The organism is Curtobacterium sp. MCPF17_050, from assembly GCF_003224435.2.
Lineage (GTDB): Bacteria > Actinomycetota > Actinomycetes > Actinomycetales > Microbacteriaceae > Curtobacterium.
Window position 1 is genome coordinate 207,330 of record NZ_CP126250.1, and the last position, 23,288, is coordinate 230,617.

A 23,288-nucleotide genomic window follows, 5' to 3' on the forward strand; every position below is an offset into this window, starting at 1 on the left:
AGCAACAACCGTGTATCTACCGGACGCCGGCACCCCGGCGGACAGCGGCGGCACCCGATGGGTCCGCCCGACAGGGGCGGGCCGAGAAGGCACACCCCCACCATGCTCCAACCGCGTTCCACCAGCGCGTCCCTGATCACCCTCGCCGGGCGGTCCTACTTCCCCATCGCCTTCATCGCGCGGCTCCCGTTCGCGATGATGGTCGTCGGCGTCCTGACCCTCGTGGTCGCCGCTCGCGACTCGGTCGCCCTCGGTGGCGTCAACTCCGCGTCCGTCGGCATCGGCTCGGCGCTGTTCGGTCCGCTCGTCGGCGCCGCCGCGGACAAGTACGGCCAGCGGGCGGTGCTCGTCCCCGTCGGGCTCGCCAACGCGGTGCTGCTCGGGGCGCTCCCGTTCGTCGTGCAGAGCGCCGCGCCGGACCTCGCCGTCCTCGCGATGTCCTTCCTCATCGGTGCGAGCGCACCGCAGGTCGCGCCGATGTCGCGTACCCGGCTGGTCGCGATCATCCGCAACCGCATGGACCCGAAGCGGCACGAACGGGTCCTCAGCGGCACGATGGCCTACGAGTCCGCGGCCGACGAGACCGTCTTCATCGTCGGGCCGTTCCTGGTCGGTGTCCTCGCGAGCGCGATCGCGCCGTGGGTCGCCGTGGCCGGGGCCTCCGTGCTGACCTTCGTCTTCGTGACGGCGTTCGCGCTGCACCCCACCGGTCGGCTCACGATCGCGCACGCGTCCGACCCCCGTCCCGCGCCGGCCCGGGAGCTCCTCCGGCCCCGTCTGGTGGTCGTGGTCGTCGGCATCCTCGGCATCGGGTTCTTCTTCGGGTCGACCCTGACCTCGCTGACCGCGTTCATGGCCGACCACGGCGGGTCGTCGCGCGCCGGCCTGCTCTACGGGCTGATGGGCATCGGCTCGGCCGGGCTCGCGCTCGGGTCGGCGGCGTTCCCGCGGGCCTTCCGGCTCGGCTGGCGGTGGCTGGTGTTCGGCGCCGTGCTCCTGGGCTCGGCGATCGTCTTCGCCACCGCGGACTCCGTGCTCGCGGTCGGGGTCGTCCTCGCGGTGATGGGCATCGGCATCGGTCCGACCCTCGTCACGCAGTACAGCCTCGGGTCCGACCGCTCGCCGGTGGGCCGCTCGGCGACGACCATGACGGTCCTCGGGTCGGCGGTCATCGTCGGGCAGTCGATCGCCTCGGCCGTGGTCGGTGAGGTCGCGGAGCGTGCGGGTACGCCTGCTGCGATGGCGTTCCCGGCGATCTCGGCGGCCGTGGTCGTGCTGGCCGCGCTGGCGAACCTGGTGCTGTCCCGTCGGGTCAGCGTGCGCTGACCCGAGGGCGCTCGGGTACCTGCGCCGGTTCTCAGCCGACGGGCCTCCTCCCGCAGAGCGGTCGTCGGGATGATGAGCCCGTGCGTCGCATCACCGTCGTGGGTCTCGGGTCCGTCCTCGCCGTCCTGGTCGCCGCGGGCGTCGTCGTGTGCGTCCCTGGCAGATCGGGGCCGTCCGCGCCGCTCCCACCGGCCGGCGCCTCGGCGAGCACGGTGGGCCGGGCCTTCCTGGACGCCGCCGTCCGCCGCGACTGCGACGGGATGCGGGCGCTGTCGAGCCCCGACGACACGAGCTGGTGCCCTGCGAGCCTGTGGGCCCGGTGGACCGGCGAGGGCGACCCGACCATGCACTCCTGGGGAGGACTCCGGGACGTCTCGGCTCCTGCCGACGCCGATCGGTGCTTCGAGTACTCCCTCCGGGAGTCCGGGCTCGTCGGGATGGCGACGGGGGAGGGCACCTGGGGGTTCTGCGAGCGGCACACCCGGCACGGATGGCGGCTCGTGTCCGAGGGCCAGGCGTAGTTTGCCCATCGGGTAGATTTGCCCAATGGGCAAATTCGGTCTACGTTGGCCGCATGGCAGACGAGGTCTCGTTCCGTGAGCAGAAGAAGGCAGCGATCCGTGACGCGTTGAGCGTGACGACAGTGCTGCTCGCCCGGGAGCACGGGCTCGACAACATCCGTGTCGAGGACATCGTCGGCAAGGTCGGGGTGTCGAGGCGGACGTTCGGGAACTACTTCTCGAGCAAGGAAGACGCCATAGCAGACCGCCACGTGCAACGCGTCCGCGCGGCGGCCGTCGAGCTGCTGCATCGGCCGCGCGAGGAGCCGCTGTGGACTGCTGTCACGGAGGCGCTGCTCGCTCCGTACGAGGCGGAAGAGACGACGGTCCCCTCGCAGGAGGAGCAGAGCGGGCTGCTCGCAGTGCTGTCGACGCCAGGCATGCAGTCCGCCGTCGACCGAGGTGCCCGCGCAGCGAACGCCGTCTTCACGACCGCCATCGCGGCGCGCTCTGACGCAGCACCGGATGACCCCGTGCCTGGTCTGGTGTCCGCCGCGGCGCTGTCGACCCTGTTGACGACGCTGGAGTCCTGGGCGGCGCGCGCAGAGCCGCAACCCCTGCAGCCGTTCCTCCGAGCTGCGTTCCGACTCCTCGGCGACGGTTTCGACCACCTCCGCTGACCACTGTTCCCACGGATTCCGGCAGAAGGAAGATCACCATGTACGACGTCGTCATCGTCGGAGGCGGACCTGTGGGCGTCTTCGCCGCCTGCGAGCTGAAGCTCGCGGGTGCGAACCCCCTCGTCCTCGAACGCCTCCCCGAGATCAACCAGTGGGACAAGGCGCACGGCTTGACCGGACAGGTCATCCGACTCCTGGACCACCGCGGCTTGTTCGAGCAGTGCGCTGGGACGGCCGTCCCGGCGCCTGCGCCGAGCTTCTTCTTCGGAGCACTGCCCCTTCCCCTCCACGTGCTCGGCGACCACAACCCGATGTACCTGCTCCACATCAACCAGCGTGACCTCGAGCGCGTCCTGAACGACCGTGCGGCAGAACTCGGTGTCGAGATCCGTCGCGGCGTCGAGATGCGCTCCTTCGCGCAACACGACGACACCGTCACCGTCGACGTGGTCGACGCCGCGACCGGTGCGGAGCGGACCCTTTCGGCGCAGTACCTGGTGGGGAGTGACGGGGCGCGGAGCACTGTCCGGAAACGCTCCGGTATCGGCTTCCCCGGCAACACCGACGAGCACATCGTCGACCGCACAGCGCTCATCGCCCCGACTCCGCAGCTGACACCCGCCGGCCCCGGGAAGGTGCACGTCGCCGGTCTGGGGGAGATCGCCGAGAGCTTCCACCGCACCGAGACCGGCGTCGTCACCATCGCCCTCCGCGACCCGGAGCACCCGCTGGTCTACACCGCCGAATGGGAGGACCACCCCGACCGCAGCTTCCCCGGCGACGGAGCAGCCATGACGCTGGCCGAGATGGAGGACAGCCTGGAGCGCGTCCTCGGTGTCCGCGTCGACCTCCAGGCGCCGGCCGCCGGCGAGCCGACGTTGCTGCGCCGTCTGACCGGTCGGAACACCCGCGTCGCCGACCGCTACCGCGACCGGCGGGTGTTCCTGCTCGGTGACGCCGCACACGTGCACTCCGCCGCCGGCGGACCCGGCCTGAACCTCGCACTGCAGGACGCGGCGAACCTCGCCTGGAAACTCGCCGCCGTCCTCCACGGCTGGGCCCCCGCGGGTCTGCTCGACACCTACGAAACCGAGCGCCGCCCGCTCGGGCAACGCGTCTTCATGCAGACCCAAGCACAGACCGCGCTTATGGCGCCCGGCTCGGACGTCACCGCCCTCCGCGACCTGTTCGCCGAGATGCTCACCGACACGACCACCGTGCAGCGCATCGCAGACCTCCTCGCCGGGTCGGACGTCCGCTACGACATGGGTTCGATGGACCCCGACGGCCCCACCGGACGGTTCGCGCCGTCGACGACGGTCGAGCTCGTCGACGGGACCACCCGCAGGATCCCGGAACTGCTCCGCGACGCCCGCCCCGTCCTGCTCGACGCGACGGGCGGACACCGCGACACCATCGCCCCGTGGCACGACCGCGTCGACCACGTGCCACTGGCCACGACGCACGGACAGACCTCGATGCTGGTTCGACCCGACGGCTTCATCGCCTGGTCCGACACCGACCCTGCCTCCCTCACCGAGGCGCTCTCCGCCTGGTTCGGAACACCCGAGCACAACTCCACCGGAACGGTGTGAAGCGTGGACCTCGACGTCATCGGAGCCGCGATCGTCTCGATCAGCGGTGCGCTCTTCGCGACCGCTTCGATCTGGTGCCTGGTCGGCCTCTTCCTCAGGACCCGCGGGGAGTCCGTCCTCCCGGCAGCTTCCAGAGCCCACCTGTCCACGTCGGCATCGACGGTCGTCGCCGGGCTCGTGGTCCACGTCATCGGCTTCTTCCCCGAAGCCTTCGTGCTCGTCTACGCGGGTGCGACGTCGACGCTCGTCGCCGTCGCCGTCGCACGGACGGCGGAACGCACCACTCCCGCCCGGGTCGCGGGACCGGCACTCCTCACGGCGAGCGGGATCGTCACGCTCACGATCGGGCTGCTCATCTGACCGCTGCCGTCCGGGACGGCGGTCAGGCCTCGGTGTCGTCGACCAACAGGTCGTCGTGGCGGTAGTCGCCCGAACGCAGCCCGGCCCGGGCGATCATGTGCGTCGACACCGGCACGAGTGCGAGCTGGAACACCATCGCCGGCAGGACCACCCAGAGCGCCGTCCACGTCCACACGGCGACGACGACCGCCGCCAGACAGCAGGCGAGGCCGAGCACCTGCGGCTTCGACATCGCGTGCAGCCGGACCAGCGGGTCCGGGAAGCGCACGATGCCGATCGCCGCGGCCAGGGACAGCGATGCCCCGACGAGCAGCAGCGCGAGGGCGATCCAGGCGCGGATCCCGGCGGCGTCGAGGAACGCCTGGAGCATGTCCGTCATCTCGGTCATCGCTGGCCTCCTGCGGTGTGGCCGTGGTCGTCCTCGGCCGCTGCGTCGTCGGCCTGGCCGGCGACCGCCGCTTCGTCCGCTGCCTGGACGGCATGCTCCGGCGTGGTGGCGTTCATGCCCTCGTCCTCGGGGTCGGTGGAGGGCGTGACGGCCCGCGCGACGGCGACGGTCGCGAAGACACTGGTCGCGGCGATGACGACGAGCACGGGGACCGCGCTGAGGTCCTGCCGGATGACGATCGCCGCGGCGATGACGAGCAGCACGGTGGTGAGCACCATGTCCGACCCGATCATCCGGTCGAGGATCGTCGGTCCGCGCACGATCCGGCCGACCGCGAGCGCGAGGGTCGCGCCGAGGAGCAGCAGCACGAGGGCGACCCCGACGGCCATGACGACGACGGCGGCGCTCACCGGGTCACCTCCGGCAGCGGCTCGGACAGCTCGGACACGTCCTGCTGCGACCCGATCGCCCTGATGACGAGCGCCTCGATGGTCATCGCTTCCCGACGGGCGTGGTCCACCTGTCCGATGCGCTCGGTGTCGAGCACGTGCAGCAGCAGGCGTCGGCGCCGCAGGTCCTCGTCGATGACGTAGGAACCGGGGACGAGCGAGATCGCGATCGTCGACAGCGTGAACGTCATCTCCGAGGTGGTGTGCAGCTGCACGAGGACGATCGAGCTCTTCCGCACCCCTCGCGGCCGGACGGCGACCCAGGCGACCCGGAACGACGCCGCGACGACGTACCCGGCCCACACGACGAGGAACCGGAGCACGTGCAGGACGGAGAACCGTGCGGACAGCGGGACCGGTGGCAGCGGCAGCAGCTGCGTGACGAGCAGCGCGACGACGATCCCGCAGAGCAGGGTCAGCGGCGTCCAGTTGCCCCAGAGCAGCGCCCACAGCACGGTCAGGCCGGCGACCAGGGGCACGTCGTACCGCCAGGCCAGGGCCATCCGGCGCGCGTTCGTGTAGCGGCGGGCGTCGCTCATCGCTCGTCACCTCCGAGCACGGCCTGCACGTAGCGGTCGGGCGACTCGAGGGACTCGGCGGCGCGGGTCGCGTACCCGTAGAGCGGACCGGCGACGACCGTCAGGGCGACCGAGCCGAGGACGGCGACCGTCGTCACCGCGACCATCATCCGCGGGAGCGAGGACCGGGCGTGCTCGGAGGACGGGGCGTCGCCCGTGCTGTGGGCGTCGGACCGCGTCGGGTCGTCGAGGGTACCGATCGAACCGTCCCCGGCCGGGGCGCGGACGACCGCGCCGGGCACGCCGGCGGGGGCCGTGCCTCCCGTCCGCTCGTCCGTCGCGTCCTCGGGCACGGTGACCGGGGCGGGCTCGGGTGCCCGGAGGTGCTCGTGCGGCTCGGCGACGCTGGCGTGCGGTGCGGCCGCCTCGGCGGCGGGCTTCGGCCGCCAGAAGGCGGCGTCCCAGACGCGCATCAGCGCGTACAGGGTCAGGAGGCTCGTCACGACCCCGGCGCCGATGGTCACGTAGGCGAGTGGCGAGCCGTCCTCGGCTGCCGCGCGGAACAGGCCGAGCTTGCCGATGAAGCCGGAGAACGGCGGGATCCCGCCCAGGTTGAACGCGGGGACGAGGTAGAGCGCCGCGAGCAGCGGGGCCGCCGTGAGGAGACCGCCGAGTGACCGCGTCGACGTCGTGCCGCCGACCCGCTCCATGAGCCCGGAGACGAGGAACAGTGTCGTCTGCACGACGATGTGGTGCACCGTGTAGAAGACCGCCGCCGCGGTGCCGACCACCGACCCGAGCCCGATGCCCATCACCATGAAGCCGATGTGGCTGATCAGGGTGAACGACAGCAACCGTTTCACGTCCGTCTGCGACACCGCGCCGAGCACGCCGACGATCATCGTCAGCGTGGCGACCACGAGCAGGACCGTGTTCAGCTGGGGCCGGGGGAAGATGATCGTCTCCAGCCGGATGATCGCGTAGATGCCGACCTTCGTCAGCAGGCCCGCGAACACCGCCGTCACCGGCGCCGGGGCGGTCGGGTACGAGTCCGGCAGCCAGAACGCGAGCGGGAAGACCGCTGCCTTGATGCCGAACCCGATGAGCAGCATGGTGTGCAGCAGGAGCTGGACGTGGTCGGGCAGGTCGGCCACGCGCTCGCTGATCTGGGCGATGTTCACCGTGCCGGTCGCGCCGTAGACCAGGCCGATGGCGGCGAGGAAGATCGACGACGAGATGAGGCTCGTGATGATGTAGGTCGTGCCGGCGCGGACCCGCTGCACGCTGCCGCCGACGGTGATGAGCACGTAGCTCGCGACCAGGAGCATCTCGAACGCCACGTACAGGTTGAACAGGTCACCGGCGATGAACGAGTCGAGGACGCCCGCCGCGAGCACGAGGTACGTCGGGTAGAAGATCGTGACCGGTGCGTCCTCGTCGTCGTCCGCCAGACCCTGGCCGATCGAGAAGAGCAGGACGACGAGCAGCACCGACGCCGACACGGTCAGGAGCAGGGCGCTCAGGCGGTCGACCACGAGCGAGATCCCGTACGGCGCCTGCCACCCGCCGACCTGCACGACGATCGTGCCGTGGCGGTCGACGAGCACCATGAGCGTGACGGCGACCGCGACGGCGATGACGAGCACCGCGACCGTGATGGCGCGCTGCAGCTGCTGGTGCCGGAGCAGCCCGAGGGCGACGGCGGCCCCGAGGAGCGGGACGAGGACGAGGAGCGGGACGAGGGCGGTCACGGGCGGGCCTGCTCTCGGTCGGTGTCGTGGGGAGCGCTGACGTGCGGGTCGTCCTCGTCCTCGGGGGCCTTCGGGTCGCGCGGTGCGGCGTCGTCCTCCTCGGCGAGCTCCGGGTCGTCGTCGGCGGGGTCCTGGCGGTCCTGCCGGATCGCGACGTCGGCCTCGTCGACCTCGACCTCGTCGGCGCGGGACAGCCGCCAGGAGCGGTGGATGAGCGCGAGCAGGAACGCGCTCACCGCGAAGGTGATGACGATCGCGGTCAGGGCGAAGGCCTGGGGGAGCGGGTCGGCGATGCCGTCCGCCGACTTCCCGATCGGCGGGTCGCCCGCGGCACCCGACATCGTCAGGAGCAGCAGGTTCAGCGCGTTGCCGAGCAGCAGGAACCCGAGCAGCATCCGGGTCAGGGAGCGTTCGAGGAGCAGGTAGACGCCGCACGAGAACAGCACGGCCATCGCGATGACGAGGACGAGGGTGACGGTCATGCGTTGGTTCCCTCCATGGTGTCGGCGGCGGGTGTGCGGCGGTCCTCGATGCGCTGGCGGTCGACCTCGGCGCCGAGCGAGCGGAGGACGTCGAGCACGAGTCCGACGACGACGAGGTACACGCCGATGTCGAAGAACGTGGCGGTGACGAACTCGACGTGCCCGAGCACGGGGACGGTCGCCTCGAAGAACTCGGAGTACAGCGCCTCCTTGCCGGCGACCATCGGGACGATCGCCGTGACCGCCGCCGTGGCGACGCCGAGCCCGAGGAGTCGTCCGGCCCGGATCGGGGCCGCCGCGCCGAGTTCGGCCGGTCCGCCGGCGAGGTACCGGGCGGCCAGGGCGATGCCGGCCACCAGTCCGCCCGCGAACCCGCCACCGGCCGAGTTGTGCCCGGCGAAGAGCAGGTAGAGCGACAGCACGACGAGCCCGTGGAACAGCAGCCGGACGACGATGTCGAGCAGGGCGGAGCGGCCGGTGGGGATCGCTGCGCTCGTCGGCAGCCAGGCGCGCGGTTCCCCGTCGGCACGGTCGTCGCCGTTCGCCACCCCGGCCGGCATGTCCCGCAGGCGGGGCAGGGTGTCTTCGCGTGACTTCACGAAGATGAGGCTCGCGACCCCGGTCGCGGCGGCCACGACGACGGTGAGCTCGCCGAGTGTGTCCCATCCGCGGAGGTCGACCAGTGCGACGTTGACGACGTTGAGCCCGTGGCCGAACGAACTGGTCAGCGCGGGCAGGTCCGGCCACAGCGGTCGGGCGGTACGGGCCGAGGCGGCGACGATGACCACGGTCGCCAGGGTGACGCCGGCGAGGGCCGCGAACAGCGCCCGGAGGACCCGGAAGCGCGAGGGGTTGGCGGTGCCGATCTTCGGGGGCAGGCGTCGGAGCACGAGCACGAAGGCGATGAGGGTGACGGTCTCCACGACGAGCTGCGTCAACGCGAGGTCGACGGCGCCGTGCAGCAGGAACAGGATCGACGTCCCGTACCCGGTGACCCCGACCAGCACGGCGGCGGCGAACCGGGTCTTCGCGGCGAGCACGGACACCGCGGCGGCCGACATCACGACGACCACCGGGAGTTGCCCCCACGTGTCGGCGAAGCGGACGTGGAACTCCCACGGGCCGCCGACGACGAGGTTCAGCAGCGCGCCGGCGACGAAGACCGACAGGATCACCGTCAGGTAGTACGGCAGCGAGCCGCGCTGCAGGCTCGCGGTGAGCCAGGTCGCGAACCGGTCGAGTGCCCGCATCAGGCGGCGGTAGGTGCCCGACGCCGAGGGGGACCCGGCCAAGCGGTGCTGCACGGCCTCGACCCGGGCGCGGACGAGGAACAGCGCGATCCCGGCGACGAGCGTCAGCGCGGAGAGGCCGAGCGCGGGCTCGAGCCCGTGCCAGAGGGCCAGGTGCGGGACCTCGCCGGAGCCGTGCCGCGCGGTCTCGGCGGCGGACTCGAAGCCGTGCGCGACGAACGGGGTCGCGAGGCCGAGCACGAGTCCGGTGACGCCGAGCAGCGACGGGACGACCCCCATCCCGTGCAGGGCGTGCGGCTCGGTCTGCGGGACCCCGGCCTTGCGGGCGAAGGTGCCCCAGAAGAACCGGCAGGAGTACGCGACGGTCAGGGCCGAGCCGACGGTGATGCCCACGAGCGCGGTCCAGGCCCACACCGCGTCCGTGCCGTGCAGCTCCTCGACGAAGCCGGTGAGCACGGCCTCCTTCGCGACGAACCCGACGAGCGGCGGGATCCCGGACATCGACGCGAGCGCGAGCACGGCGACCGCGGCCAGCCAGGGGAGGCGTCGGCCCAGACCGCTGAGCTTCCCGAGGTCGCGGGTGCCGGCGACGTGGTCGACCGTCCCGACGACCAGGAACAGCGTCGACTTGAAGGTGGCGTGCGCCACGAGCAGCACGACGCCGCCGAGGGCGATCTCCGGCGCTCCCCACCCGGCGGCGAGCAGCAGGAAGCCGAGCTGGGCCACGGTGCCGTAGGCGAGCAGGAGCTTGAGGTCGGTCTGCCGGAGCGCCCGGTACCCGCCGACGAGCATCCCGAGCACACCGAGGATGGTGACCGTCTCACGCCAGCCGTCGAGCAGCGCGAACGCCGGGGCGAGGCGCGCGACGAGGTAGATCCCCGCCTTCACCATCGCCGCCGCGTGCAGGTACGCGCTCACCGGGGTCGGCGCGGCCATCGCCGCCGGCAGCCAGAAGTGGAACGGCACGATCGCGGACTTCGTCAGCGCGCCGACGAGCACGAGCACGACGGACACCGACACCGCGGTGCCGGTCGGGGGAGCGGCGATGATGCCGGACAGTGAGGTCGTCCCGGCGGCGACCGAGATCACCACGAGGCCCGCCAGCATCGCGAGCCCGCCCGCGGTGGTCACGACGAGCGCCTGCATGGCCGCTGCGCGACTGGCCCGCTTCACGGCGTCGTGGCCGATGAGCAGGTACGAGAAGACCGTCGTGGCCTCCCACAGGACGAACAGCACGATGACGTCGTCGGCGATCACCAGGCCGTACATCGACCCGGCGAACGCGGTCAGCACGCCCGCGAACCGACCGAGCCCGGGCTCGTCGGCGTCGAAGTACGAGGCGCAGTAGACGAGCACGAGTGCGCCGACCGCGGTGACGACCAGTGCGAGCACCCACGACAGGGCGTCCACCCGGAACGCGAGGTCGAGTGCGAGTTGCGGGATCCACCGCACCCGCTCCGTGACACCGCCGCCGAGTGCGGCAGGGGTCTGCGTCACCGTCAGGACGGCGGCGGCCGCGGGTGCGAGGGCGGCGACGAAGAAGACGCGGCGCCCGAGCAGGGGGGTGAGTGCGGGGACGACGAGTGCGATGACGCCGAACGCGATGAGGACGGTGGACAAGCGGACACCTCCTCGGGGGTCGGGCTGCAGTCCGGCTCTCTTGGTTCCTCACAGCCTACGGAGAGGCGGATGAGCAGAGCCTGTACGGGCGGACAGGATGGGCCGAGCCGGAGCAAACTGATCCCTTCCGCGCATCCGTCCGGTGCAGCCCGGCCTGCCGATCTGGGATGATCGGACGGACGGTGCCGATCTCGCGCGCCGCGGAGGGTGACCCGGTGGACGCAGCAGAACAGGTGGTGCTCCAACTCGTCGGCACCCCGTGGGCGTTCCTCGCCGTCGGTGTCGTGCTCGCCGTCGGCAGCGTCGCGGTGTTCCTGCCGAGCCAGGCGATGGTGGTGGCGATCGGCACGCTCCTGGTCGGTGGCGACGGCGGGCTCCTGCCGGTGCTCCTCCTCGTCGTCGCGGCGACGACCGGCATGGTGCTCGGTGACCTCGGGCTCTACCACCTGGCGCGCTCGGCGGACCTCGGATCGAAGTCCTGGTTCACGCGGCCGAAGGTCAGGAAGGCGCGGGAGGCCATCGACGAGCGCTACCGGTCGGCACCCGGGCGCATCGCGGTCCTCGGCCGGTTCATCCCGATGGGCCGGCTCACCACGAACCTCGTGGGTGCCGACAGCGGGCTCGACGCCCGGCGGTTCCTGCTCGCCTGCCTGCTCGCCGACGTCGTGTGGGCCGCGTACTGCGTCGCGATCGCGGCGGCGACCGGGAGCTGGAGCCGCGACCAGCCGTTCCTCGTGACGGTGGTGGCGGTCGTGGCGTCGATCCTCCTCGGACTCGGCATCTCCGCGGTCGAGAAGGCCCTGCGCCGGCGGAGCGAAGCGGTCGCCGCGCGCTGAGCGCGAGCGGCGGCCGACCAGCCGCGACGGACTGGATGCCGCACGGACGCGCGCCCGTAGCGTGGTGGGACCGTCCGCGTCCGGAGGAGGACCCGTGCCCGATCTGCGCACCGCCGAGCTCGTCCCCGACCCCACCGCGCTCGAGACCCTCGACACCGGCAGCACCTGGGCCGAGGGTCCGTGCTGGATCCCCGCGACCCGGACGCTCCGCTGGTCGGACATCCCCGGCGACCGGATCATGCAGTGGTCCGCGGCGGAGGGCACGGTGTCGGTGTACGCCGACGGCGTGGAGTACACGAACGGCCGGACCCTCGACCGGGACGGATCGGTGGTGCAGTGCTCGCACGGGCTGCGCCGGGTCGAGCGTGACCGGGACGGCACCGTGACCCCGATCACGTCGTCCTGGGGAGGGGTCCGCTACAACTCCCCGAACGACGTCGTCGTCACCCGGGACGGCAGCGTCTGGTTCACCGACCCCGCGTACGGCATCACCCAGCCCCGCGAGGGACACCCGGGCGTGCGGGAGTACGGCGACCACTGGGTGTTCCGCTGCGGACCCGCCGGCGAGGACCTCCGCCCGGTCGTCCTCGACGTCGACGAGCCGAACGGCCTGGCGTTCTCGCCCGACGAGCGCGTGCTGTACGTCGCGAGTTCGGACCGTACCCGCCCGGTGATCCGCGCGTACGACGTCGTGGTGGACGCCGACGCGGCCGGAGCCCCGGCCGTGCGGGTGAAGAACGGCCGCGACCTCGTGCGCTTCGCTCCGGACGAGGGCGTGCCGGACGGCATCCGCGTCGACGAAGCCGGACGGATCTGGTCGTCCTCCGCCCTCGGGGTGGTCATCAGCTCCGCCGACGGGGTCCGGATCGGGACGGTCCCGGTCCCCGAGGTCGTGTCGAACCTCTGCTTCGGCGGCGACGACGGCCGCACCCTCTTCATCACGGCGACGACCTCGGTGCACCGCATCCGGACCACGACCCGGGACGCCGCCCGCCGCTGACGTATCCTGACCCGGCCATGCAGTGCGACTACTTCGACCGCGGGGTGTGCCGGTCGTGCACCCTCATGGGTCAGCCATACGGCGACCAGGTGCTCGACAAGGAACTCCGGACGCGGGAGCTCCTCCACGACGCGGTCGAGGCCGCCGGCGGCCCGGGAGCGGTCGAGTGGCTCCCCGCGGTCACGAGTCCGGAGTCGGGGTACCGCAACAAGGCGAAGATGGTGGTCGGCGGCTCCGTGCAGCACCCCACCGTCGGGATCCTCGACGACCGCCAGCGTGGCGTCGACCTGCGGCACTGCGGGATCTGCACGCCGGGCATCCAGCGGGCGCTCCCGGTGCTCGCCGACTTCGTCTCGACCGCGGGGCTCATCCCGTACGACGTCCGCCAGCGCCGTGGTGAGCTGAAGTACGTGCTCGTCACCGAGTCGCCCGACGCCGAGCTCATGGTGCGCTTCGTCCTCCGCTCGGAGGGACAGCTCCCGCGCCTCCGCGACCATCTCGACGTGCTCCGACGGGTGCTGCCGCAGGCGGTCGTCGTGACCGCGAACCTCCTGCCGGAGCACAAGGCCGTCACGGAGGGGGACCGGGAGGTCGTGCTCACCGAGCAGCAGACCCTCCCGATGCGCCTCGGTCCCGTGACGATGCACCTGCGCCCGCAGAGCTTCTTCCAGACGAACACGGCCGTCGCGACGCAGCTGTACGCGCAGGCGTCCGCGTGGATCGACGAGGTCGACCCGGCGTCGATGTGGGACCTGTACTGCGGGGTCGGCGGGTTCGCCCTGCACGCGGCCCGGCCGGGTCGCGCGGTGACCGGCATCGAGACGAGCCGGGAGGCGATCGTGTCCGCCAAGCAGTCCGCCCGTGAGGCGGGTCTGGCCGACGTCCGGTTCGCCGCGGACGACGCCACGGCGCACGCCCTCCGCGCTCGTCCCGGCGCCACCCCGGAACTCGTGGTCGTGAACCCGCCCCGGCGCGGCATCGGTGCCGAGCTCGCGGGGTGGTTCGAGGCGTCGGACGTCCGGCACGTCGTGTACTCGAGTTGCAATCCGGTCACGCTCGCGCGTGACCTCGCGGCGATGCCGTCGTACCGGTTGCGGCGGGCGCGCGTGCTCGACATGTTCCCGCAGACGGGGCACCTCGAGGCCGTGACGCTGCTCTCGCGGGCCTGACGGCCGGGAGGCGCGGTGCGCGTCCGTCCCGGGCCTCCGGTCCGCCTCGCACATCGTCGGGCCGGGATTGCCAGGGAACTCGGAAGGTCGTGTACCCGGGTACGTCCCGATCGCCGCAGGCGCGGCGATCGGGAGACTCAGGTTCTACCGAGGGGTACATACCACTGATGGGCAGAACCATTTGTCTCGGTTTGATAACGAGCCAGAGTTTCCTATGGTGGCCGACCGTGACACCGGCGCGGAGGCTGCCCCCGGTGACGCCATCAGACTGACCGCGATCGGTCGGGGTGGGCAGCCGGCGTCGGGAACGACGAGTGCGGCCCCGGTGGAGCAACGACATGAAGAACCACACCCGAACCCGCGCCCTCGTCGGCGGACTCGCCTTCGCCGGCCTCGCCGCGACGGGCGTCGGTCTCGCGGCTGCACCGGCGAGTGCGGCCAGCGGCTCGACCTGGGACGCCCTGGCAGCATGCGAGGCCAGCGGCAACTGGGCCGCGAACACCGGCAACGGCTACTACGGCGGACTGCAGTTCACGCAGAGCACCTGGGCCGCCAACGGCGGCACCGGCAGCCCGGCCGCCGCGAGCCGCGAGACGCAGATCGCGGTGGCCGAGAACGTCCTCGCCTCCCAGGGCTGGGGCGCATGGCCGGCCTGCTCCGCGAAGCTGGGCCTGAGCGGCACCACCGGCGCCGCTCCGGCACCGGTGCCGCAGCCGGCCGCGCCGGCACCGGCCCCCGCCGCCCCGGCGGCCCCCGCGCAGCAGGCGGCCCCGGCCCAGCCGGCGGCTCCCGCACCGGCCCCGGCTCCGGAGGCCGCCCCGAGCACGCCGGCTCCGTCGGCGACCTCGAGCAAGCCGGCCGCGGTGCCCACGAGCGGCAAGACCGTCAAGGTGGTGTCCGGCGACACGCTCGACACCATCGCGACGAAGCTCGGCATCGACGGTGGTTGGAAGCAGCTGTGGGCGGCGAACACGTCGACCATCGACGACGCCAACCTCATCTACGCGGGGCAGACCCTGCAGCTCCCGGCCTGACGTCCAGCGTCACGCAGCCGATCGGAAGCGCCCCACGACCTCGGTCGTGGGGCGCTTCGTCGTCCCCGGCCCGGAGTCCCCGACGGCCGTGTCGCCTCAGCCGGTGGCCGCGGTCCGCCCTGCCGCGTGCCCCGCGAGCCACCCCTCGACGTCGTCGGACCGCAGGGCGATGGTGAGGCTGGTCAGTTCGGCACGGTCGACCTCGACGTAGCTCTGGCCGTCCGGGCTGGTGCCACCCCCGGCGGTCGGGAGCGTGAACGTCTCGAGGTCGTGCGGCCGGATCCGGCGGAGGGACCAGCCGAGGTCGACCAGGGTGGGGAAGGTGAGACCGGGGTCGACGGAGAGGTACGCGCTCGTCGAGCTCACGAACCGCTGCACGGCCCCGGGATCGGTCAGGGTGTCCGCCGACAGGACCCGCTCGAGGAGCGCGCGCATGAACGCCTGCTGGTTGCGGACCCGGGTGTGGTCGGCGTCCGGGAAGGCGTAGCGCTCCCGCACGAACGTGAGCGCCGCGGCGCCGTCGAGCTCGTTCGGTCCCCGGACGAAGTGGTGTCCGCGGGCGTCGAAGGTCGCGGGGGACTGCACCGTCACGCCGCCGAGGGCGTCGGTCATCCCGACGAACCCGGCGAAGTCGATCTCGGCGACGTGGTCGATCCGGACCCCGAGGAGCTGTTCGACGGTCTGCACGGTCAGTGGGACACCGCCCCACGAGTAGGCGGCGTTGATCTTCGCCCTGCCGTGTCCGGGCACCTCGACCCAGGAGTCGCGGAGGATCGACATCAGGGAGACGTGTCTGCGGTCGGCCGAGACGTGCGCGAGCATCAGGGTGTCGGAACGGCCACCGCCCACGCCGTCGTGCTGCGGGTCGAGCCGCTCCCGTGCGTCCGACCCGATGAGCAGGACGTCCAGTGCGTCCCCGTCGTCGTGCGGCCGTCCTCCGCTCGGGAAGGGGTCGTCGAGCACGGTGCGTCCCGCGTCGTACCGCTCGGCCAGGCCGCCGATGAACACGCTGGCGACGATGGCGAGCACCGTGGCGACCGCCGTGAGGGACCCGACGGTCGCCAGCAGTGCGACGAGCAGCGGGCGGCGCCGGATGGAGCGCGCTGCGGCGCGGCGTCCGGTCACGAGACCCCCTGGGGACAGGTCGGCCCTGGTGCCGACCCGTCCAGGGTGTCATATTCCAGACGTCAGACACAAGTACCAGCGTCAGGGTGGGGTCGGCCGCGTCCCTGCGAGGATCGCGCCGAGACGACGGCGCAGCTCCGGGTCGTCCGGCAGGACCTCGCGCTCGATGTGCCGTGCGGTCTCCCACATCTCCCGCCCGCGCTCGGTGACCGTCACCACCCGGCGACGCCCGTCCTCGGGATGGGGTCCGCGGACGACGAGGCCGTCCCGTTCGAGCCGCTCGAGGGTGCGGGACATGGTCTGCGGCTGCACGCGCGCCGTCCTCGCGATGACGTCCGCGCCGGTCGGGCCGTTCCGGAGGGCGATGTCGAGTGCGATGAGTGCCGCGTGGGGCAGGCCGATCGCCCGGAGTCGTTCGTCCCACTCCCGTTCGACGGCCCGTGCGGCGGCCGCCAGCAGTCGCCCGATCGGCCACCGGGAGGGCTCGTCGTCCATGCCGCGAGTCTACGGTCGGGCGGTCCGCTTCCTCCGGCGCGCTGCCGTCGCGCCTCTCGCGCCGACCGCGTGACATGTGACACGCTGAACGCATGCCAGTGCCCTCGACCCAGCCCGCTGCCGAGCGCAAGCTCCTCCGGGACACCGTGCAGGACAAGATCCGGGACGCGATCATGGACGGCACGCTCGAGCCGGGCGAGCGGCTGAACGACGACGACCTCATCGCCTGGCTCGGCGTCTCCCGCACTCCCATCCGAGAGGCTCTGGCCGAACTCGCCCGCGCCGGTCTCGTCGAGATGGCCCCCAACCGCTACACCAAGGTCGCCGCACCCAGCGCGGCCGAGCTGCTCGACGCCTACCAGACGCTCGGCGTGATCTACGGCGGCGTCGTCCGGCTCGCGGTCCCGCGCTTCACCGACGCCGAGCGCCGCCGGGTGGTCCGGACGCTCGACGACGTGCTCGAGCGCCTCGGCGAGGGCCAGCAGGCCGAGGTCGCCCACGACGGCGCGGACCTCTACGCGATGTGGGCGGAGGCCTGCGGGAACGCGTCCCTCGCCCAGCTGTGCCGTGCCACCACCGACGGACTCGCCTTCCGGTTGCGGGTGCCCGAGCTCGCCGAGGTCGTGCCGTCCGAGGCGGTCACGCCCCGCGTGCGGGAACTCCGCGACGCCGTCGGGGCGAACGACCCGATCGCCGCGGAACTCGCCATGGAGGCCGCCCACCTGCTGCCCAGCAGGACCTGAACCAGCCGGCACTCAGCGGGGCAGGACCCCCGTGGCGAGCCCGAGCGACCAGAGTGCGACGATCGCCACCACCGCCGCGAGGTGCCACCAGCGGTGCATGACGAGCACGGCGGCGAACTCCCGCAGGAACGCGCTCGGGACCGCCTGCCGTGCCGTCGGGGCGCCGAGCACGCGGGCGTCGAGACCGGTGCGCCGGGCCGTGATCGCGGTGCGCATCACGTGGTAGTCGTTCGTGACGACGAGCGTCCGCCCGTCCACCCCGGCGTCCTGGAGGACCGCGGAGGAGAACCGGAGGTTCTCGCGGGTGTTCCGGGAGCGCGGCTCGCGGAGGACGAGGTCGGCGGGGACACCGTGCCCGACCAGGTACTCGGCCATGGCGTCGGCCTCGGTCCGGTCCTCGTCCGCGCCCTGCCCGCCGGACGCCACCACGACCGGGGTGCGGCCGGCGGCGTCCGACCGCCGGAACACCTCGACCGCGCGGTCGAGCCGGGACCGCAGCATCGGCGACACCTGCCCGTGCACGAGCCCGCACCCGAGCACGACGAGCGCCTCGGCCTGCTCGGACACCCGCACGTGCCCGTACGCGAGCGCGGCGCCGAGGAACACGAGGAAGGCGACGGCGACGTACCCGGCGACCGCCAGGACGAGCACGAGGACCGCCGAGCTGGTCGGGGTGTCGACCCGCGCGAGCACGACGACGAGGGCGTCGAGCGCGAGCAGAACGGTCCCGGCGACGAGTGCGAGGAGCCTGGTCAGGCTGCGGGCACCGCGGCGGAGTGCGCGGACGCCGTTTCCGACCAGGAGCACGGCGACCAGGGCGCAGCACACGGCGAGGACGGACAGGAACACCCTGCGACCGTACTGGGCGACCATGTGCGGACCGCGCCCGCCGCAGGGCCGTGAGCGGGGCCTCCCGGAGGGGTCCGTACAGCTCGTCCAGCCGGAACCCATGTCATCCGCGAGCCCCACCGTTATGGTTCTCCCCGTGACGAACGCACCCGAGGAGACCAGGCCCCGCCGTGCCGACCGCGCCGTGCCGCCCCGCCACGGGCGCCGGAAGCGCCACTGGGGAGCCGTGCTCCCCGCGGTGGCAGGCGTCCTCACCATGGCCGTGCTGCTGAGCGGTGGGTACGCGGCCTACGCGTACAACCGGCTCGCGAGCAGCGTCACGAAGGTCGACGCGATCGGCAGTGCGCCACCGGCGGAGGACGACGTCGACGGCAGGGCGATGAACATCCTGCTCGTCGGTGACGACCACCGACCGGACAACGCCACCCCCGAGCAGCTCGCCGAGCTCAGCACCGAGTCGGACGGCGGCGCGACCAACACCGACACGATGATCGTCCTGCACATCGCCGCCGACGGCCGCAGCGCGACGATGATCTCGTTCCCGCGTGACTCGTACGTCGACATCCCGGACGTCGGCAAGGGCAAGCTCAACAGCGCCTTCGAGTACGGCACCCGCGACGGCGGCGGCGACTCCGGTGGTGCGAGGAAGCTCATCGCCACGATCCAGGACCTCAGCGGGCTGACGATCGACCACTACGTGCGGGTGTCGCTGCTCGGCTTCTACGAGATCGTCAAGCAGCTCGGCCCGGTCAACGTCTGCCTCAACCAGCCCGCCAAGGACGCCTTCTCCGGCGTCGACCTGCCCGCCGGGGTCTCGCAGCTGGACGCCAAGCAGGCGCTGTCCTTCGTCCGCCAGCGGCACGGCCTGCCGGGAGGCGACCTCGACCGCCAGGTCCGGCAGCAGTACTTCCTGTCGCAGGAGGCGCGCAAGATCCTGTCGGCCGGCACGCTCCTCAACCCGGTGAAGACCACGAAGATCATCGACGCGATCGGTGACTCGGTGGAGACCGACCAGGGCCTCGACCTGCTCGCGCTCGCGCGGCAGATGAGCAACCTCCGCCCGTCGAACATCAAGTCCGCGACCATCCCCATCCTCGGCACCCCGACGGTCTACCCGAACGGGTACGCGCTCTCCGTGGTCGAGGTCGACACCGCCGGCATGCCCGCCTTCGTCCAGGGCCTCGTCGGGGAGCCACCCGCGTACACCGACGCGAAGGCCGCTGACCCGGCGTCCGTGTCCGTCACCGTCACCAACGGAAGCGGTGTCACCGGCGCCGCGGCCACCGCGAGCGGCGTGCTCACCGGACGCGGGTTCCAGGTCGGGACGCCCGGCTCCTCGGCGACGACGGCCACGACGATGGTCCAGTACCCGGCCGGCCAGGAGGCCCAGGCCAAGGCCGTCGCGTCCGTGGTCCCCGGCGCGGTGCCGGTCCAGAGCACTGCGGTGCAGGGGGTCACCCTGGTCCTCGGCACGGACGGCGCGATGCCCTCCGCTCCCGCTGCGGCGCAGCCGTCGGAGGAGGCCCAGCCGTCCCAGCCGTCGGAGGAGGCCGAGGCGTCGAAGCCGGCCGAGCCCGCGGAACCCAGCCCCTCGTCCACCGCGGTGCACGAGTTCGGCCAGGAAGGCGTCTGCATCAACTGAGGGTGGCCCACCGACGCACGACGGGCGGCGGCGCCCCGGTGCCTCCGGGTAGGTTCGACGGGTGACCAGCACCGCGCGCCCGATCACCCTCATGACCTACAACATCAAGAACCCGGACCCGGCGCACGACTGGCCCGCTCGCCGCCCGGTCGTCCTCGACCTCATCCGCCGGCACGACCCGGACCTGGTGTGCGTGCAGGAGGCGTTCGACCACCAGATGGACGACCTCCGCGCCGGACTGCCCGACCACGCCGACATCGGTCAGGGTCGCGAGGGCGGCACCGCGGGCGAGCACGCCGCCGTGTTCTACCGACGCGACCGCTTCCGTCCCGCCGCGTCGGGGTCGTTCTGGCTGTCCGACACCCCGGACGAGCCGGTCTCGAACACGTGGGGCAGCAAGTACCCGCGCATCGCGAACCACGTGGAGTTCCTCGATGCGGAAGGCCCGGCCTTCACGCTGCTGACCACGCACATGGACCACGAACCGGGCCCGCACGGGGACGAGGTCCGCGGGCGCAGCGCCGCGCTGATCGTCCAGCGGCTGTCGGTCGTCGACGGACCGGTCGTGTTCGCCGGCGACTGCAACGAGCCGTCCGGGTCCGGTCCGGCGTCGCGGGTCTTCGCCGAGGCCGGGTACACCGACGCGTGGACCGTCGCCGGTGACCCCGAGGACCGGACGGCGTCCTACAACGAGTGGCAGCCGCCGGTGCCGAGCGGGGAGCGCATCGACTGGGTGCTCACCCTCGGGGTGGCCGGTGTCGACCGCGTCGTGATCGACCACGACGGCCCCGAGAGCTGGTTCGCGAGCGACCACTTCCCGGTCGTGGCGACGATCCGCATCTGAGCGGGGCGGCGACGTCGGGCGGTCAGCAGCCCCGCGTCGCGCGGACCGGCATCGGCGACCCGATGACGGTCACGGTCGACTCCTGCGTCAGGACGGACACGCCGTTCTCGCCGGCGCCCTTGCGCTCCGACGGCCACCCCGGAGCGAGCAGCAGCTGCCATGCCTCGGCGTCCTCGGAGCCCAGCGACTCGCGCTCGTCCGCCGCGGCGTCCTCGATGCGGGAACGGACGTCGTCGCCGACCTGCACGCCATGCGGACCGGAGAGTTCGACGGAGGTGCCGAGCCGGGAGCGGACGTGGTCGCGCAGGACCCGGATCTCGACGCGGTTGCCGGCCGCTGCGGGCTCGCGCAGCGCGGCGACCCGGAGGGCTCCGCCCCAGGTCGAGGTCGTGCTCGCCGGGACGCACCGACCGGCGTCGCCGACCGCGGTCTGCGTGCGCGCCGGCGTGCCGAGCAGCCGGTTCAGGACGCCGACCGTGTGCTTCGCGTCACGCATCGAGACGACCGAGACCGTGCGGTCGTCGGCGCGCAGGACGATCGACTCGGCGGCGAGTTCGACCGAGTCGACGGTGCGGAGCGCGGCGCCGGACACGGGACGCCAGCTGGGGACCGGAGTGGACGTCGCGGTCGGGGTGGCCTCCGCCGCCGCCGCTCGGCCCGCGTCGTGACCGGGCAGACGGTCCACGGAGGCGCCACCCGCCACGAGGGCGAGCACCACGGCGCCGATCGCCGTCACGGTCTTGGGAGTCACCCGCTCGACGGTAGCCGCCAGCGCCCTGGTGGACGACGGGTGTTACCGAAACGGAGCCGCACCGTCACCGGACCGTGACATTCCGGGCCTGCGGTCCCGCCGGGTCCCGGACGCGGCCGGGGACCGTCGCGTAGCGTCGTCGACATGGCGGAGTACGTGGTGGACAGCACGGGTGACAACGCGGCGCACGGCGTCGACCTCGTCGACGGCGACGCGCCGCCCGTGCGGATGATCGTGCACGGTGACCTGCCCGACGCGCTCGACCACGACGGCCGGACCTGGGCGCGCACGGGCGACGCGGAGGACCAGGGCGACGACGCTCCGCCGATCACGGTCTACCGCCCGCTCTGAACCACAGCCGGCCCGGCCCGGACGTGATCCGGACTGCGCGGCGGGGGACAGCCTCCTGAGCGGGGGCGGGTGCGCGGGTGCGTACCGTCTGGCGCATGACGGACCAGCGGATCGACCAGTACACCATGCAGGACCCGACGAAGCTCTACGCCGACAAGAAGCCGGACGAGCAGTACCTCGAGGGTGCCGGCACCGACGCCGAGATGGCGGAGAACGTACCCGCCGACCACGGCGAGGACACCTACCGCGGCTCGGGTCGACTCGAGGGCCGCAAGGCGCTCATCACCGGCGGCGACTCGGGCATCGGTGCCGCCGTCGCCATCGCCTACGCCCGTGAGGGTGCCGACGTCGCCATCGGCTACCTCCCCGAGGAGCAGGAGGACGCCGACCGCATCGTCGCCCTCATCGAGGCAGCCGGTCGCAAGGCCGTCGCGCTGCCGGGCGACGTCACGGACCTGGCGTTCTGCGAGCAGCTCGTCGCGTCCGCCGTCGAGCAGCTCGGCGGTCTCGACATCCTCGTGAACAACGCCGGCAAGCAGCAGAACGTCGACGACATCACGAAGATCTCCGACGAGGAGTTCGACGAGACGTTCAAGACGAACGCGTACGCCACCTTCCGCATCACGAAGGCCGCCGTGCCGCACCTCAAGCCGGGCTCGACGATCATCAACACGACGTCGATCCAGGCCTACGCGCCGTCGCCGCACCTGGTGCACTACGCCGCCACCAAGGCGACCGTCAACAACCTCGCGAAGGGCCTCGCCGCGCAGCTCGCGCCGAAGGGCATCCGCGTGAACGCCGTCGCACCGGGCCCGATCTGGACCCCGCTGCAGCCGGCCGGTGGCCAGCCGTCCGACGCGCTGCCGTCCGCGGGTGAGCAGACCTACCTCGGCCGCTGGGGTCAGCCCGCCGAGCTCGCGCCGGCGTTCGTGTTCCTCGCCAGCGGCGAGTCGTCCTACGTGGTGGGCGAGACGCTGCACGTCGACGGCGGCATGCCGACGCCGTAGTCACCGCGCGGCGGCGACGCCGACACGACGGGAGGCCCTCGGCTCTGCAGCCGCGGGCCTCCCGTCGTCCGGGCACCCGACGATCAGTGTGTCCCGCAGGTCCGCGCCATCGTCTCGAGGAGTTCCCGGGCGGCGAGGGCCGCCGCGAGCTCGACCTCGACGGGGTTGATGCCGACGGCCTCCTCGAACTCGCGGCGCCGGGCCTGCAGCGCGACGGGCACCTCGGGGCGTTGCGGCAGGACGGCGATCGCGGCGGCCGCGGCCTCGAAGGCACCGTCGGGACGGCCGAGGTGCTCCCACATCGTGCGGACGTCGTGCGCCACCTGTTCGGGCGTGCTGCCGAACTCGAAGCCCGCGGAGGCCATCGTCGCGAGTCCGTGGGCGGTGGAGTCGTTCGGGGACATGGCGGCATCGTCACACATCCGGGCGGGACACGCCCGTGCCGGACACCGCCGCTCCCCGTACTCCGTTGTCCCCCATCTTGCCGACCCCCGTACCGGGGATGCTCGTCGCCCGCGATCTA

General features: G+C 72.4%; 25 protein-coding genes. 14 read left to right on the forward strand and 11 right to left on the reverse strand.

Annotated features, from left to right (window positions below; all coding sequences use genetic code 11):
- Positions 1-102: 102 nt before the first annotated feature.
- From DEJ34_RS01020 to DEJ34_RS01040, 5 genes are all read left to right on the forward strand, one after another.
- Positions 103-1,326: an MFS transporter gene (locus tag DEJ34_RS01020; RefSeq protein ID WP_220032789.1), complete on the forward strand. Its 1,224-nt coding sequence runs from the start codon at positions 103-105 to the stop codon at positions 1,324-1,326.
- A gap of 80 nt (positions 1,327-1,406) precedes the next feature.
- Entirely contained in the window at positions 1,407-1,847 is a 441-nt protein-coding gene (locus DEJ34_RS01025; RefSeq protein ID WP_110910696.1) for a hypothetical protein, read from the forward strand.
- A gap of 53 nt (positions 1,848-1,900) precedes the next feature.
- A complete protein-coding gene (locus DEJ34_RS01030) occupies positions 1,901-2,506 on the forward strand; it encodes a TetR/AcrR family transcriptional regulator (RefSeq protein ID WP_181422182.1) in 606 nt (201 codons plus the stop codon).
- Positions 2,507-2,544: 38 nt separating this feature from the next.
- Entirely contained in the window at positions 2,545-4,101 is a 1,557-nt protein-coding gene (locus DEJ34_RS01035) for an FAD-dependent monooxygenase (protein ID WP_110901646.1), read from the forward strand.
- Between the two features lie 3 nt (positions 4,102-4,104).
- Positions 4,105-4,461, forward strand: a complete 357-nt coding sequence (locus tag DEJ34_RS01040; protein WP_110891208.1) for a hypothetical protein — start codon at positions 4,105-4,107, stop codon at positions 4,459-4,461.
- Positions 4,462-4,483: 22 nt separating this feature from the next.
- Here the strand turns inward: DEJ34_RS01040 and mnhG are convergent, their stop codons facing one another.
- From mnhG to DEJ34_RS01070, 6 genes are read right to left on the reverse strand one after another with little or no spacing between them, the layout of a single operon-like run.
- The gene (gene mnhG / locus DEJ34_RS01045; protein ID WP_110901645.1) at positions 4,484-4,849 is read right to left on the reverse strand and encodes a monovalent cation/H(+) antiporter subunit G; all 366 of its coding nucleotides are present in this window, start codon (positions 4,847-4,849) and stop codon (positions 4,484-4,486) included.
- Positions 4,846-5,259, reverse strand: a complete 414-nt coding sequence (locus DEJ34_RS01050; protein ID WP_110901644.1) for an MrpF/PhaF family protein — start codon at positions 5,257-5,259, stop codon at positions 4,846-4,848. The genes mnhG and DEJ34_RS01050 overlap by 4 nt, the downstream gene beginning before the upstream one ends.
- A complete protein-coding gene (locus tag DEJ34_RS01055) occupies positions 5,256-5,837 on the reverse strand; it encodes a Na+/H+ antiporter subunit E (RefSeq protein WP_110825608.1) in 582 nt (193 codons plus the stop codon). Before DEJ34_RS01055 ends, DEJ34_RS01050 begins: the two co-directional genes overlap by 4 nt.
- The gene (locus DEJ34_RS01060; RefSeq protein ID WP_110910694.1) at positions 5,834-7,567 is read right to left on the reverse strand and encodes a Na+/H+ antiporter subunit D; all 1,734 of its coding nucleotides are present in this window, start codon (positions 7,565-7,567) and stop codon (positions 5,834-5,836) included. Before DEJ34_RS01060 ends, DEJ34_RS01055 begins: the two co-directional genes overlap by 4 nt.
- Positions 7,564-8,049 carry a Na(+)/H(+) antiporter subunit C gene (locus DEJ34_RS01065; RefSeq protein WP_110901642.1) on the reverse strand — a complete coding sequence of 162 codons (486 nt, stop codon included), beginning with the start codon at positions 8,047-8,049 and terminating at the stop codon, positions 7,564-7,566. The genes DEJ34_RS01060 and DEJ34_RS01065 overlap by 4 nt, the downstream gene beginning before the upstream one ends.
- Entirely contained in the window at positions 8,046-10,919 is a 2,874-nt protein-coding gene (locus DEJ34_RS01070; RefSeq protein ID WP_110901641.1) for a Na+/H+ antiporter subunit A, read from the reverse strand. Before DEJ34_RS01070 ends, DEJ34_RS01065 begins: the two co-directional genes overlap by 4 nt.
- A gap of 215 nt (positions 10,920-11,134) precedes the next feature.
- Here DEJ34_RS01070 and DEJ34_RS01075 point away from each other — a divergent pair, with 215 nt between their 5' ends.
- From DEJ34_RS01075 to DEJ34_RS01090, 4 genes are all read left to right on the forward strand, one after another.
- Entirely contained in the window at positions 11,135-11,755 is a 621-nt protein-coding gene (locus tag DEJ34_RS01075; protein WP_181420680.1) for a DedA family protein, read from the forward strand.
- Between the two features lie 94 nt (positions 11,756-11,849).
- Positions 11,850-12,755, forward strand: a complete 906-nt coding sequence (locus DEJ34_RS01080; RefSeq protein ID WP_309146432.1) for an SMP-30/gluconolactonase/LRE family protein — start codon at positions 11,850-11,852, stop codon at positions 12,753-12,755.
- Between the two features lie 17 nt (positions 12,756-12,772).
- Complete coding sequence (gene rlmC / locus DEJ34_RS01085) at positions 12,773-13,924, forward strand: 23S rRNA (uracil(747)-C(5))-methyltransferase RlmC (RefSeq protein ID WP_110825603.1); 1,152 nt, start codon at positions 12,773-12,775, stop codon at positions 13,922-13,924.
- A gap of 338 nt (positions 13,925-14,262) precedes the next feature.
- Positions 14,263-14,958 (forward strand): LysM peptidoglycan-binding domain-containing protein, encoded by a 696-nt coding sequence (locus DEJ34_RS01090; RefSeq protein WP_110910776.1) that lies wholly within the window; start codon positions 14,263-14,265, stop codon positions 14,956-14,958.
- A gap of 96 nt (positions 14,959-15,054) precedes the next feature.
- On the opposite strand, the gene DEJ34_RS01095 is transcribed toward DEJ34_RS01090, so the two are convergent.
- The gene (locus tag DEJ34_RS01095; RefSeq protein WP_110910693.1) at positions 15,055-16,083 is read right to left on the reverse strand and encodes an LCP family protein; all 1,029 of its coding nucleotides are present in this window, start codon (positions 16,081-16,083) and stop codon (positions 15,055-15,057) included.
- 81 nt (positions 16,084-16,164) lie between these two features.
- Positions 16,165-16,578 (reverse strand): MarR family winged helix-turn-helix transcriptional regulator, encoded by a 414-nt coding sequence (locus DEJ34_RS01100; RefSeq protein WP_110891219.1) that lies wholly within the window; start codon positions 16,576-16,578, stop codon positions 16,165-16,167.
- 92 nt (positions 16,579-16,670) lie between these two features.
- Here DEJ34_RS01100 and DEJ34_RS01105 point away from each other — a divergent pair, with 92 nt between their 5' ends.
- Entirely contained in the window at positions 16,671-17,321 is a 651-nt protein-coding gene (locus tag DEJ34_RS01105; RefSeq protein WP_110910692.1) for a GntR family transcriptional regulator, read from the forward strand.
- 12 nt (positions 17,322-17,333) lie between these two features.
- On the opposite strand, the gene DEJ34_RS01110 is transcribed toward DEJ34_RS01105, so the two are convergent.
- The gene (locus DEJ34_RS01110; protein ID WP_181422181.1) at positions 17,334-18,170 is read right to left on the reverse strand and encodes a YdcF family protein; all 837 of its coding nucleotides are present in this window, start codon (positions 18,168-18,170) and stop codon (positions 17,334-17,336) included.
- 136 nt (positions 18,171-18,306) lie between these two features.
- On the opposite strand from DEJ34_RS01110, the gene DEJ34_RS01115 reads away from it, so the two are divergent.
- Positions 18,307-19,812 (forward strand): LCP family protein, encoded by a 1,506-nt coding sequence (locus tag DEJ34_RS01115; protein WP_258368182.1) that lies wholly within the window; start codon positions 18,307-18,309, stop codon positions 19,810-19,812.
- Positions 19,813-19,873: 61 nt separating this feature from the next.
- Positions 19,874-20,656 (forward strand): endonuclease/exonuclease/phosphatase family protein, encoded by a 783-nt coding sequence (locus DEJ34_RS01120; protein ID WP_110910690.1) that lies wholly within the window; start codon positions 19,874-19,876, stop codon positions 20,654-20,656.
- Between the two features lie 22 nt (positions 20,657-20,678).
- On the opposite strand, the gene DEJ34_RS01125 is transcribed toward DEJ34_RS01120, so the two are convergent.
- Entirely contained in the window at positions 20,679-21,407 is a 729-nt protein-coding gene (locus DEJ34_RS01125) for a hypothetical protein (RefSeq protein WP_110910689.1), read from the reverse strand.
- A gap of 144 nt (positions 21,408-21,551) precedes the next feature.
- Here DEJ34_RS01125 and DEJ34_RS01130 point away from each other — a divergent pair, with 144 nt between their 5' ends.
- Both DEJ34_RS01130 and DEJ34_RS01135 read left to right on the forward strand, forming a co-directional pair.
- A complete protein-coding gene (locus DEJ34_RS01130) occupies positions 21,552-21,758 on the forward strand; it encodes a hypothetical protein (protein WP_110825595.1) in 207 nt (68 codons plus the stop codon).
- Positions 21,759-21,853: 95 nt separating this feature from the next.
- On the forward strand, positions 21,854-22,765 hold the full coding sequence (locus DEJ34_RS01135) for an SDR family oxidoreductase (protein WP_110910688.1): 912 nt from the start codon (positions 21,854-21,856) through the stop codon (positions 22,763-22,765).
- An 83-nt stretch (positions 22,766-22,848) separates the two neighbouring features.
- On the opposite strand, the gene DEJ34_RS01140 is transcribed toward DEJ34_RS01135, so the two are convergent.
- Positions 22,849-23,169 (reverse strand): hypothetical protein, encoded by a 321-nt coding sequence (locus DEJ34_RS01140; protein WP_110825593.1) that lies wholly within the window; start codon positions 23,167-23,169, stop codon positions 22,849-22,851.
- Between the last annotated feature and the right edge of the window lie 119 nt (positions 23,170-23,288).

What these genes read in the sequence shown, in the direction of transcription:
- DEJ34_RS01035 (WP_110901646.1), top strand. Translation starts at nt 2,545, where the DNA reads ATGTACGACGTCGTCATCGTCGGAGGCGGACCTGTGGGCGTCTTCGCC.
- rlmC (WP_110825603.1), top strand. Translation starts at nt 12,773, where the DNA reads ATGCAGTGCGACTACTTCGACCGCGGGGTGTGCCGGTCGTGCACCCTC.
- DEJ34_RS01020 (WP_220032789.1), top strand. Translation starts at nt 103, where the DNA reads ATGCTCCAACCGCGTTCCACCAGCGCGTCCCTGATCACCCTCGCCGGG.
- DEJ34_RS01140 (WP_110825593.1), bottom strand. Translation starts at nt 23,169, where the DNA reads ATGTCCCCGAACGACTCCACCGCCCACGGACTCGCGACGATGGCCTCC.
- DEJ34_RS01065 (WP_110901642.1), bottom strand. Translation starts at nt 8,049, where the DNA reads ATGACCGTCACCCTCGTCCTCGTCATCGCGATGGCCGTGCTGTTCTCG.
- DEJ34_RS01055 (WP_110825608.1), bottom strand. Translation starts at nt 5,837, where the DNA reads ATGAGCGACGCCCGCCGCTACACGAACGCGCGCCGGATGGCCCTGGCC.
- DEJ34_RS01030 (WP_181422182.1), top strand. Translation starts at nt 1,901, where the DNA reads ATGGCAGACGAGGTCTCGTTCCGTGAGCAGAAGAAGGCAGCGATCCGT.
- DEJ34_RS01100 (WP_110891219.1), bottom strand. Translation starts at nt 16,578, where the DNA reads ATGGACGACGAGCCCTCCCGGTGGCCGATCGGGCGACTGCTGGCGGCC.
- DEJ34_RS01135 (WP_110910688.1), top strand. Translation starts at nt 21,854, where the DNA reads ATGACGGACCAGCGGATCGACCAGTACACCATGCAGGACCCGACGAAG.
- mnhG (WP_110901645.1), bottom strand. Translation starts at nt 4,849, where the DNA reads ATGACCGAGATGACGGACATGCTCCAGGCGTTCCTCGACGCCGCCGGG.
- DEJ34_RS01105 (WP_110910692.1), top strand. Translation starts at nt 16,671, where the DNA reads ATGCCAGTGCCCTCGACCCAGCCCGCTGCCGAGCGCAAGCTCCTCCGG.
- DEJ34_RS01130 (WP_110825595.1), top strand. Translation starts at nt 21,552, where the DNA reads ATGGCGGAGTACGTGGTGGACAGCACGGGTGACAACGCGGCGCACGGC.
- DEJ34_RS01090 (WP_110910776.1), top strand. Translation starts at nt 14,263, where the DNA reads ATGAAGAACCACACCCGAACCCGCGCCCTCGTCGGCGGACTCGCCTTC.